The sequence below is a fragment of the Niabella sp. ZPM-14 genome, assembly GCF_055693045.2.
Genome location: NZ_CM181148.1, coordinates 2618891 through 2631014 on the forward strand (window position 1 = coordinate 2618891; position 12124 = coordinate 2631014).

The following is a 12124-nucleotide window of genomic DNA, read 5'->3' on the forward strand; positions in this document are numbered from 1 at the left end:
CAGGAAATGACCCAAGGCTTGTGATCATCTCTGCTAATTATTGATTTTCATTTCAATAAAGATTCACCCAAAAACAATTTTCAATTTATTTTTTGTTAATCAGCATGCTAAAGCCAGTATTTGATTAATATAAGTTTACCCTTATGTATGATATTTTACAATTGAACGACATGCTCGTTCCGGAACTGTTGGACATTGCCGAGCAGTTGAACATACCCGACGCCAAAAAATTAGACAAACAATCTCTCGTTTACCAAATTTTAGACAATCAAGCCATTGCCGGATCGAAAAACGTTGCTACCGATGCTAAACCAAAAAGAAAACGCATTGTAAAAACAACCACCTCCACAGGAACGGAAGAAGCTTTTGTGGAAGACGATGGAGACGAAGACGACGTTAAAGAAGAGAAGAAAGCCAAAGCACCGGCTAAAAAAGCCAAAGCCGCAGCTAAGAAGAAGAAGGCTCCTGCCAAAAAAGAAGCAAAAGAGCCGGAAGAAGAGGAAGAAGTGGTGCTGAAAGAAGATAAAGGCGCGAAAAAAGCAAAAGAAGTAGCAACAGAAGCTGAGGAGGACGGCGACTTCGGCCTGGACCCTGCCACTGCATCTTTCATTGAACAAGCATTTAAGGCTACTGAAAAATATATCAATCCGATTCCTATCATTGAAGAGCCCATTGTTAAATCTTTCAATCCTAAAAAGGAAAAAGAAACAGCATTCAATGTGGAGTTTGACGGTGTGATCCTGAGCGAAGGTGTGCTGGAAATGATGCCCGACGGTTACGGATTTTTAAGATCTTCTGATTACAACTACCTGTCCAGCCCGGACGATGTATATGTATCTCCTTCGCAGATAAAACTATTTGGATTAAAAACCGGCGATACCGTACATGGTGCCGTGCGTCCGCCCCGTGAAGGTGAAAAATATTTCGCTTTATTGAAAGTGGACACGATTAATGGTAAGAGCCCGGATGAGGTACGCGACCGTGTACCATTCGATTACCTGACTCCGTTGTTCCCTTACGAAAAGCTCAACCTGTTTACCAGGCCTTCAGATCTTTCTACGCGGATCATCGACCTGTTCACCCCCATTGGTAAAGGACAGCGTGGCCTGATTGTTGCGCAGCCGAAAACCGGTAAGACCATGTTGTTAAAAGCAGTAGCCAATGCTATTGCCGAAAATCATCCTGAGTGCTACCTGATGGTCGTGCTGGTAGATGAGAGACCTGAAGAGGTGACCGATATGGAGCGCAGTGTAAAAGCAGAAGTGATCGCTTCTACTTTTGATGAGCCTGCTGAAAAGCACGTAAAAGTGTCTACTGTAGCGTTGCAGAAAGCAAAAAGACTGGTAGAGTGCGGACACGACGTGGTGATCCTGTTAGATTCAATCACGCGTTTAGCCCGGGCCCATAATACCGTTTCTCCGGCATCAGGTAAAGTACTGAGTGGTGGTGTGGAAGCCAATGCTATGCAGAAGCCCAAGCAGTTCTTCGGGGCTGCCCGTAAAATTGAAAACGGCGGATCTCTGACCATCTTAGCAACAGCGCTGATCGATACCGGATCGAAAATGGATGAGGTGATCTTCGAGGAATTCAAAGGAACCGGTAACATGGAGCTGCAGCTGGACAGAAGGCTTTCCAACAAAAGGATCTATCCTGCGATCGATCTTACGGCTTCATCCACACGACGTGACGACCTGCTGTTAGACAAGGAAGTGTTGCAAAGAATGAATTTATTACGTGTATACCTTGCAGACATGAAGACAGAGGAAGCAATGAATGAATTGCTGAAGCGCATGAAAGGAACCAAGAGCAATGAAGAGTTTCTGGCGAGTATGAACTCTTAATTATAACAACTTTATAATTAAAAGCCCGGTACCTTCAGTGTACCGGGCTTTTTTAATTGTATTATATCAGACAGAGATACGAATGAAAACACATGTGAACCGGTTTCTCCATCTTTACATAGATGCCTACCGGGGATTATCGACGCCGGCCTGGATGCTGGCACTGGTGATGCTCATAAACCGGACGGGCGCCATGGTGCTTCCTTTCCTGGCTATTTATATGCGCGACCACCTGCATTTTTCGCTGCAGGAGGCCGGCGTGGTATTAAGCTTTTTCGGGCTGGGATCTTTGCTGGGCAATATTGCCGGAGGTTGGCTCACCGACAGGTTTGGAAATTTTAAGGTGCAATGCCTGAGTTTATTCCTGGTGTCGCCGCTCTATCTCGTGGTAGGGCGCCTCGAAACAGTAGAGGCACTATCAGCGGGCATCTTTTCGATTTCATTCGTAGCAGATCTGTTCCGTCCGGCCAACTCTGCGGCAATCACCAGCTACGCCCGGCCGGAAAACATCACACGGGCGTTTTCGCTTAACCGCATGGCGATCAACCTGGGCTTTTCCTTTGGGCCTTTCCTGGGTGGTTTGCTGGCTTCCATATCCTACAGCTTTTTGTTTTGGGGAAATGCGCTGGCCAGCTTTGCAGCGGGTATCCTCTTTTTTCTGTATTTCAGCAAAATCAAAAAGCGGCCGGCTATCAAAAGCGAGGCGGTTGTATTCAATAACAACACACGACGCTCGGCCTACCGCGACGTACCTTATATCCTGTTCGCCTTTGCCTGCATGTTATATTTTATCCCGTTTTGCCAGATCCTGAATGGTATCCCGCTTTTCTTCGATGAAGAGGCACACCTGAGCACCGCTCAGATCGGCACTATCATGGGCTACAGCGGGTTTATTATTGTGCTGACTGAAATGATGATCGTCAGCTGGGCGCAAAAACGCTTTAGTGTGTACAACAGTATCCTGCTGGGCACCTTGTTTATAATTCCCGGATACCTTATCTATCTTATCACACCACAATTGTGGCTGCTGTATATATCCATCTCGCTGATCAGTCTGAGCGAGATGCTGGTAATGCCGTTTACATCAACGGTAGGCGCGCTGCGAGCCGGAGCGCATAACCGGGGGTCTTACATGGCGCTGAACGCCCTGGGCTTTTCCATGGCATTTATTATCACGCCTTATCTAACCACAAAAATCATATCCGCTTTTGGATATAATGGCCTTTGGATCACAGACGTGCTGATCATCCTGGTAGCCTTGGTGGGCTTCCTTATGATCAGGAAGATCATGCCGCTGCAAGAGCCCGCAGCTCAACCCACATCGGCCTCCTGAGTTCGATGTGCCTCAACCACAAGACTTTTTCAAAACCTTTTGTATCTTTCCTGCCACTCTATCAAAAACAGAATAGTATGCTTAACAAGCTCATTAGCCTTATAAAAGGGAAAAGCGATCCCGCCACTGAAAACCTGGGCATACCTTTCGGCCGATATTCCGATAACAATAAATCCGTCGCCAAAGGAAACCGGTGGACTGAAGCAGATAATCTTTTCAAGGATCAGAAATACCTGGATTCTATTTATGCTTTTTTTGATTATCTGAAAGATGATGAACAGGGAAATGTTTCCTTTTCGCGCAGCGATGATCATTTCGATTTTTCTTTTTTCCAGGGATCTAAAGTAGTGCGCGGAAGGCTGCGCAACGGTATGTTGTCTGCAGAAGTGAGACTTGCCAAGATGCCACAACCCTCAGTGCCGGTCATGCGACGCCTGCTGGAAATGAACTTCGGGCTCTATTACAGCCGGTATGCCCTGCAGAACAATGAGCTGTGCATGCGCTTTGATACGAATATTGAAACCGCTAACCCCAGTAAGCTTTACTATGGCCTGAAAGAGCTGGCGATCAAAAGTGACAAGCAGGACGATCTGCTGGTGCAGGATTTCTCTTTTTTAGAGCGATTGGATGAAGATCATATCGCCGAAATTCCCGAGGCCGAACGGCAGGTGAAGTATGACGCCATGATGAGCTGGATCAGGGAAACGCTGGAAAAGATTGAGTCCGTAGATGCCGATAAGTTTTCAGGAGGTGTTTGCTACCTGCTGCTCTCATTGGTGTATCGGATCGACTTTTTGATTGCGCCCGAAGGCAAGCTCTTGAATGAGCTTGAAAAAATATCAGGCATCTATTTCAAAAAGGATGACCGGCCAATGGTGGAGAAAAACAGGGACATGATCGAGGAGTTCAAAAAGTTAATGGCGAAGCCCAAAGAAGACGTTTATCAGAACCTGTTCCGGTCCAAGTACACCTTTTCTATTGTTACCCCGCAGCCATACAAGACCATTGCCGAAGGCGTTCACGAGGCGAACAATAATATGCAATGGTACAGGGACAACAACCATGAATATTTTGCCAATAAGATCATCGAATACGGGCTGACTTATTGCCAATACTCGTACAGCCTGCCGAAGCCGGTAACGCAGCTCGTGGAAATCTTTATGCAGGTCAACTATCCCGAGTATTTCAAATCCTTAGGATACACACACCCGCTCTATATGCCGGTTGCTAATAAGTTTGATCAGGACTCTATCATTTCCCGTATCCGGCAGATACAGCACCAGTGGAGGCAAAAATATCCGCTGATGAATTTCAATGTGAGCCTGCTGTCGTTCGCGAGTCTGCTCAAGTTCAATCACAGCTTCGCGCTGCAGATCGAGCTGTTAAATATGAATAATGAATAATCAGCCTTGCATAAGGCTTCTCGTGGGATCTGCGGGTTGAAAGCCTTCCGCCCGCGGCATATAAACTAATGAATTAAACATGAACTCTCAGGATATCATTAACCTGTATCAGAACGCGATCATCCAGATAGCGACGCAAACCGGCACGGGAACTGGCTTTTACGTGAAAAGTCACGGGCTGATCGTCACTAACAATCATGTTATCGGCAACAACCCGGAGGTCACTATCGCCGGTAAAACCTTTGATAAGACGCTGGCCCGCGTCTGGTATACGGATGCCCAGCACGACCTGGCCTTCCTGGAACCTCCTGCGGCCGTGGAGCTGCCCGAGCTGCAGCTCGGCGATTATGAAGCGATGAAGGATGGCGATCATGTTATCGCGATCGGGCATCCTTATGGGCTAAACTATTCCGCCACCCAGGGAGTGATCTCCAAAGTGGACCGGATCCGCGAGGGCGAAAAATATATTCAGATCGATGCGGCAATCAACCCGGGTAACAGCGGGGGACCGCTGGTCAATTATGACGGAGCAGTTATTGGTGTCAACTCGTTCATCATCAAAGGCGGCGATAATCTGGGCTTTGCGTTGCCTGTAAGCACATTAAAGGAAGCGCTTGATTTGTATCTCCCCCATCGCGGGAGCGCTGCTGCGAGGTGCTCCAACTGTGACTTCCTGGTTACGGCCGAAACAATCGACGCGGAAAAATATTGTCCCAGTTGCGGCTCTGAAGTGAAGCTTCCCCAGCTTCCCGAAAAGGAAGTGGAACCAATAGGCGTCGCCAAACTGGTAGAAGATATTTTACGTGAACTGGGTAAAGATGTACGCCTGGCGCGGGATGGCGCCAATATGTGGAGCGTAAAGGCCGGATCGGCAAAAGTGAAGATCAGCTACAATCCCGAAAACTATTTTGTTGCGGGCGATGCTTATCTCTGCCAGATGCCTTTAGACGCGCAGCAGATAAAGCCGCTTTATCAATACCTGCTCCAGGAAAATAATAAACCGCATGGACTTGTATTGAGCTGTGTTAAAAACAACATTGTTTTGAGCCGGTTGATATACGACCTGGACATGACGAAAGACAGTGGTGTGGCGGAGTTTAAGAACCTTTTCGAACAGGCGGATCATTACGACGACTACCTGAAAGACCAGTTTGGGTGTATCGCACGACTGGAGGAAGTCTGATCAACAGCTGCCTGTCAGGATCCGTCGGCTCTGTCCATTCCGAATTTTAGATATTAAATACATTCCAATATTGGCCCCCGCACATGGAATCTGAATTCAAATCAAATCGATCACTCACCAAAGAGCAGGCCTTGCAAAAGCTGCGACACTACTGTGCCTACGCAGAGCGCTGCCACAGCGATGTGGTGAGCAAGTTGTATGATCTCAACGTGTGGAAAAAGGAGCACGATGAGATCATTGCCACACTGATCGAAGAAAACTACCTGAATGAAGAACGCTTCGCGAAAGCCTTTGCAGGCGGGCATTTCAGAACCAAACAGTGGGGCAGGAACAAAATCGTTCAGGCGTTGAAGCTGAAAGGGATCAGTGCGTATTGTATCAAGGCGGGTCTCAAAGAGATTGATGAAGAGGGTTACCTGCAAACGCTGAATAAATTGTTTGAAGACAAATGGCAAAGTCTTAAGGGAATGACTAACCGGTTTGCCAAAATGAAGAAAACATCAGACTACCTGATTCGGAAAGGCTACGAACCACAACTGGTCCACACCTTATTCGACGCGTCGTCCTGATCTTATTGAAATGAAAGCAACACAGTATCATCAGTGTTGTAAAAGGAAAATCCACAAAGGACAGGTCACTGACGGTCGGTAATTAAATAAACAGTTAAGCATGAAAGATCAATTAACGTTTACGCTCGTTCAAACATCATTGTCCTGGGAAGACAAGGACCAAAATCTGCGGGAACTGGAGCAGAAAATAAAGAACCTGACTCAAAAAACGGAGATCGTCGTCCTTCCCGAAATGTTCTCAACGGGCTTTACCATGCGTGCGCAAGATCTGTCCGAAACCATGGAAGGTCCGACGGTGGCATGGATGCAGCGGGTGGCAGCAGAGAAGCGGATCGTGTTGACCGGAAGTGTAATTATAAAAGAAGAAGAGCCCGGAAGTGAGGCCTTTTATAATCGTTTGGTGTGGATGCTGCCCAACGGTCAGTATGGTGTGTATGACAAAAGGCATCTGTTTGCCTATGCGAATGAACATCAGCATTATACAGCCGGTCAAAAACGGCTGATCGCTTCTGTAAAAGGGTGGAAGATCAATCTGCAAATTTGTTATGACCTGCGTTTCCCGGTATGGGCGCGTCAGACCTCCTCTCAACCCCCTTCGAAGGAGGGGGAGCAGAGCCCTTGCACATACGATGTGCTGATCTATGTGGCGAACTGGCCCGCACGACGCAGCCATGCGTGGAAAACACTGCTACAGGCAAGGGCGATCGAAAATCAGTGTTATGTGATAGGCGTTAACCGCGTGGGCAAAGATGGGAATGATATCTGCTACAGCGGAGATAGCATGGTGATCGATCCGCTTGGAGAAATATTGTATCATAAAAAAGATGAAGAAGACCTGTTCACCATCACCCTGGACAAGCAGCACCTTGAAACCGTCAGACAAAAATTTCCATTCTGGAAGGATGCCGATGAGTTTAAGATATATTAATACATAAGATTCCTATGTATTGGTAAATGATGTATCTTTACTGAGTGAATAAAACGAGTTTATATAAGGGTTGTCTTGAGCCGATTATCCTCAAACTGCTGGGAGACCATGGCAGGATGTATGGCTATGAAATCACACAGAAGGTGAAAGAAGCCACTGTCGGCGAATTAAAGATCACTGAGGGTGCGTTATATCCGCTGTTGCACCGGCTAGAAGCAGAGGGCATCCTGGAGGTTGAAGTAGAACATATTGGTAACCGGATAAGAAAATACTATGCGCTTACCAAAGCCGGTAAAAAGGAAAAGTCCAAAGCGCTTGCTGAGCTGGAGCAATTTAAAAACACACTCCAGTTACTGTTGAATCCCAAACTTGCGTAACATGCTGACAAATGAACAAATACAACAGATAGATGCGCTATGCCAATCAGAAGGGGTAGGCTTTTATGATGTGCGGATGGAAATGGTAGATCATATCGGTGAGGCTATAGAACAGGAATGGCAAGCCAATCCTGGTAAAGACTTTGGCCAGACGTTGGAGCGTGTTGCCGGAAAATTGGAAGTATATGGCTTCCGGTACATTGCCGAACAAAAGGAAGACCAGGTCCGAAAAGCTGTGCGAGTTCAACAGCTCTCGCTGTTCATAGAATTTTTCAGCTGGCCAAAGATTGCAGTGGCTATAGCCCTATTTGTTCTGCTGCTGATGCCATACCGGTTTCTCAATATCAACAGTAAAACACATGTAGAGCTCAACAGCATTTTTCTGCTGTGCGTTCTGGGCTTTTGTTCCATATATCAGTACATACACCTTAAAAATTCAAGAGAACGTTTGCTGGCAATATCAATGGTGAATGACGCTCAAAGGATGTTCTATTTAGGGGTTCCTTTATTGAGTATATTTTCCTTGTTTGCCAATTATGAAGGCGATGGCTGGACCAATACTATCGGATTCATATGCCTCACTTCATTACTGACGACTGCTTTCGTTCTTTTTACCCTTGCCGAACTGTATGTTCACCGCAAGGCGTACCGTAAAGCAAAAGCAAACTACCCGCTGGCATTTGAAAAATAAAGCTTATGTTGACTAATCAGCAAATACAATTCTTGTACACATTCTGCGAAAAGAAAGGCGTTCGTTATTATGATCTGCAAACCGAAATGGTAGACACCTTTCCGAATCGATAGAAGAAAAGATGAAGCAAGATAAAGGGATCCGCTTTGATTTAGCTTTATCTGCCGTTTACAAGGAGTTCGGCATTTTTGGGTTTTCCCATGTAGTGCGCGACAGGGAGAATGCGTTGTTGAAAATGTCCTTAAAGGATAAATGGAGTAATTTCTTAGCCTTTTTTACCTGGCCCCAAATAACGATTACCATTTTATTTCTGCTGGTGCTAAACCTTCCGGTCTATATAGCCGATCCGGCCGGGCTTGAATTGTTCTACGAGGTCTTGGTGTTGTTATCTGCCCTTTTCGGACTTGGGCTGTTATTCTATGCACGAGCCATTTTGAAACGGCCGCGGAAACGGTTGGTCGGACTTAAACCATTTAATGGCGGTTTCAGTATATTGAGTGTCATGTTACAGGTTCCTAATTTTTATTATTTCATTTACAAAGGTCTTGATCTAAACGTTGAAGATGCTGTATGGCCGCATATCGTTATGTCAGTGCTTGCCGCGTTGTTGACGCTGACGAGCCTGGCCGAATACCAATCATACAGGAAAAGATATGACCGCTTAAAGAAACAATACCCGCTTGCATTCAGAGGGGCTTAATGAGGTATTCATCTATCCCTCTAATGTAACGGCTAACTGACAGCAGACTACCATATTTGCTGATTGAAACCTCCTCAAGCGGAGACGTGTCCGCGGCCGAAGCCGTCCGGCGGGCGGTGTGCCCGGAATGACGATGCACAGCGTTGATTATCAAAATCAAAGATCCCGGAACTTATCTTACAGAATAAAAAGTAATGATGATTTGTTGATTCGAAATTTCACCAATTTCCGAAGCGTGTTTCTTTGTGTGAAAATTTTTATAGCTACAAGCGGATAGTTGTTAAAAAATAAATATATGAAAACACTACCCCGGCCGCCAAATCCTATAACTTTACGCTCTTTACATTGCTTGAACCAAAACCGGATAGTATATATGGTTAGAAGAACGATACTCTTTTCAATAGTAGTAATGATTTGCATGCCCCTGTTCGGACAGGAAAAAGATCAGCTTCCGGATCTGGATCGGGCGACAATACACCTTCCTGCATTTTCTACGGCGGGCTTTTACCAAATGCCCCACACCGGGCGTGAAGTATTTTCCATGAACCCTGCATGGCGTTTTCACAAGGGAAAGCTGGAAGGTGCGGCTGCCGCTGACTACCCGGATACGGCCTGGCCGGTGGTTAATCTTCCGAATGGTATCGAGTACCTGCCGGAGGAAGCGAGCGGCGGAATTAATTACCAGGGCGAAGTATGGTACCGCAAACATTTCACTCCGGATCCTGCTTTGAAAGGCAAAAAATTGTTTTTGCATTTTGAAGCGATCATGGGCAAGTCCAGGATCTGGATCAACGGCACCCTGTTGACCGAACATCTTGGCGGTTACCTGCCTGCTATTGTCGATATCACCGAGCATATCCAATGGGGCAAAGACAATGTAGTAGCTGTGTGGGCGGATAATAGTAATGATCCGTCTTATCCCCCCGGGAAAGACCAGGAAGTGCTGGACTTCGCTTATTTCGGCGGTATCTACCGCGATTGCTGGTTGATTGCACACAACCCCGTGCACATCACCGATCCAAACTACGAAGATGAAGTGGCCGGCGGTGGCACATTGATCGCATTTAAAAAAGTTACTGAGAAAGAAGCAGATATTTTCGTGCAATTACACCTGCGCAATGAAACGGCTAAAAACTTCAGCGGAAATATTGTGTATCGCCTGATCAATGACAAGCATGATGTCGTTGCCACGAAAAAGACAGCGGTTCGCCTGAACGCCTCGTCGGCAAAATCGTTTGCTTCTTCCATTGAAGTCGATGATCCACACCTTTGGTCTCCGGATGATCCGTATTTATATCATCTCGAAATACTGGTTGAGGGAAATGATAAGCTAACGATCGATGGATATCAAAAGCGCATTGGTATCAGAAGTATTGAGTTTAAGGGACAAGACGGTTTTTGGCTCAATGGCAAACCCTATCCCAGCCCGCTTGTCGGTGCCAACCGGCACCAGGATTTCGCCGTGGTGGGCAACGCCCTGAGCAATAATATTCATTGGCGCGACGCCAAAAAGTTGAGAGATGCCGGACTTAAGGTGATCCGGAATGCCCATTACCCGCAGGATCCTGCCTTTATGGATGCCTGCGATGAGCTCGGGTTGTTTGTTATTGTAAACACTCCCGGTTGGCAGTTTTGGAATGATGATCCCCGGTTCGAGCAGTTGATCTATAAAGACATTCGCAATATGGTGAGGCGCGACAGAAATCGCCCGAGCGTGTGGCTTTGGGAGCCCATCCTGAATGAAACCCACTACCCGGACTATTTCGCGAAAAAGGCAAAGGAAACAGTGGAACAGGAATTTCCTTACCCCAACTCTTACACGGCTTGCGACGATATGGCCAGGGGTGCCGAATATTATTCCGTCCAGTTTGCGCACCCGGCCGTGGCCAATGGCGGCAAGGAGAAAAAAGCAGACCCGACCAAAACCTATTTCACACGGGAGTGGGGCGACAATGTGGACACCTGGAATTCGCATAACTCTTCGAGCCGGGTCCATCGCAGCTGGGGCGAAAGGCCGATGCTGATACAAGCGCAGCATTATGCCAACCCCTCCTACCCGTTTACCAGTTACGATGTGCTGTACAAAACCAGCAGACAACATGTAGGAGGCGCATTATGGCATTCCTTTGATCATCAGCGCGGATATCACCCTGATCCGTTCTATGGTGGCTTGATGGACGCCTACCGCCAGCCCAAATACGCTTATTATATGTTTAAAGCGCAACGCGCTGCCGCCAGAGAAAACCGGCCGTATGAAACAGGACCGGTACTGTTCATAGCCAATGAAATGACCCCTTTCTCCGGCGAAGACGTGGTGGTCTATTCCAACTGTGATGAGGTGCGGCTAACCGCTTTTAAAAACGGGAAGACACACGTGTATCAAAATCCGCACGCAAAGGGAATGCCTTCGCCGCCGATTATTTTTAAAGATGTGTACCATTTCATGGAGATCAAATCAAGAACGAGAGGCAACCGGCAAAGCGAAGTATACCTCGCTGCGGAAGGCTTTATCGATGGAAAGAAGGTCATCACTGATACGGTTTATCCTTCTTATCGGCCTGAAAAGATCCTGTTATGGACAGATAATGAAGGAACAGCCTTCAACGCCGATGGGTCAGACTTTATTACAGTTGTCGCCGCGGTAGCCGACAAAGACGGCACGATCAAACGGCTGAACAACAGCCAGATTTATTTTGAAGTGGAAGGGAACGGCGAGCTGATAGGAGATCACCCGCGACAGTCAGCCTTACAAAAACTGAACTGGGGAACCGCCCCGGTGCTGGTACGCTCCACCACTCAGGCGGGAACCATCACTATAAAAGCATATCTTGATAAAGAGGGAAGTAACCGTCCGTCAATGGCGAGTTTGACGCTTCGAACTTCCCCACCCAATAACCAGCTGATATTTTCGCAAAAAGAGCTCGACGCCTATTTTACACAAGACACCCGAAAAATCGACGCGCAATCGGGAACTGAACATCAATTGCAGAAAGAGCTCGATCAGCTAAAAAAGGAACTGAATCAATACAAACTAAGAGAAGTGGAAAAACAGCAGGAAGATTTTGGCGAGAAAAGAAAGAAATAATGCTTTCTAAAAGA

Annotated in this window: 10 protein-coding genes; all 10 read left to right on the forward strand. The window is 46.8% G+C overall.

The features are described from left to right. The first annotated feature begins 143 nt into the window (after positions 1–143). The 10 genes from rho to ACU37H_RS11080 all read left to right on the forward strand — a co-directional run bounded on the left by rho (position 144) and on the right by ACU37H_RS11080 (position 12110). Positions 144–1841: a transcription termination factor Rho gene (rho, locus tag ACU37H_RS11035; RefSeq protein WP_472701454.1), complete on the forward strand. Its 1698-nt coding sequence runs from the start codon at positions 144–146 to the stop codon at positions 1839–1841. An 82-nt stretch (positions 1842–1923) separates the two neighbouring features. Beyond that, complete coding sequence (locus tag ACU37H_RS11040; protein ID WP_472701453.1) at positions 1924–3174, forward strand: MFS transporter; 1251 nt, start codon at positions 1924–1926, stop codon at positions 3172–3174. Positions 3175–3251: 77 nt separating this feature from the next. Beyond that, the gene (locus ACU37H_RS11045; protein WP_472701452.1) at positions 3252–4577 is read left to right on the forward strand and encodes a type III secretion system chaperone family protein; all 1326 of its coding nucleotides are present in this window, start codon (positions 3252–3254) and stop codon (positions 4575–4577) included. 79 nt (positions 4578–4656) lie between these two features. After that, positions 4657–5760, forward strand: a complete 1104-nt coding sequence (locus ACU37H_RS11050; protein WP_472701451.1) for a trypsin-like peptidase domain-containing protein — start codon at positions 4657–4659, stop codon at positions 5758–5760. 83 nt (positions 5761–5843) lie between these two features. Then, on the forward strand, positions 5844–6329 hold the full coding sequence (locus tag ACU37H_RS11055) for a regulatory protein RecX (protein ID WP_472701449.1): 486 nt from the start codon (positions 5844–5846) through the stop codon (positions 6327–6329). A 100-nt stretch (positions 6330–6429) separates the two neighbouring features. Continuing rightward, the gene (locus ACU37H_RS11060) at positions 6430–7257 is read left to right on the forward strand and encodes an amidohydrolase (RefSeq protein ID WP_472701448.1); all 828 of its coding nucleotides are present in this window, start codon (positions 6430–6432) and stop codon (positions 7255–7257) included. A gap of 44 nt (positions 7258–7301) precedes the next feature. Further along, positions 7302–7634, forward strand: a complete 333-nt coding sequence (locus ACU37H_RS11065) for a PadR family transcriptional regulator (protein ID WP_472701447.1) — start codon at positions 7302–7304, stop codon at positions 7632–7634. 1 nt (position 7635) lies between these two features. Next, the gene (locus tag ACU37H_RS11070; protein WP_472701446.1) at positions 7636–8325 is read left to right on the forward strand and encodes a hypothetical protein; all 690 of its coding nucleotides are present in this window, start codon (positions 7636–7638) and stop codon (positions 8323–8325) included. Positions 8326–8446: 121 nt separating this feature from the next. Then, entirely contained in the window at positions 8447–9025 is a 579-nt protein-coding gene (locus ACU37H_RS11075; RefSeq protein WP_472701445.1) for a hypothetical protein, read from the forward strand. 373 nt (positions 9026–9398) lie between these two features. Beyond that, on the forward strand, positions 9399–12110 hold the full coding sequence (locus ACU37H_RS11080; protein ID WP_472701444.1) for a glycoside hydrolase family 2 TIM barrel-domain containing protein: 2712 nt from the start codon (positions 9399–9401) through the stop codon (positions 12108–12110). The last annotated feature ends 14 nt before the right edge of the window (positions 12111–12124 follow it).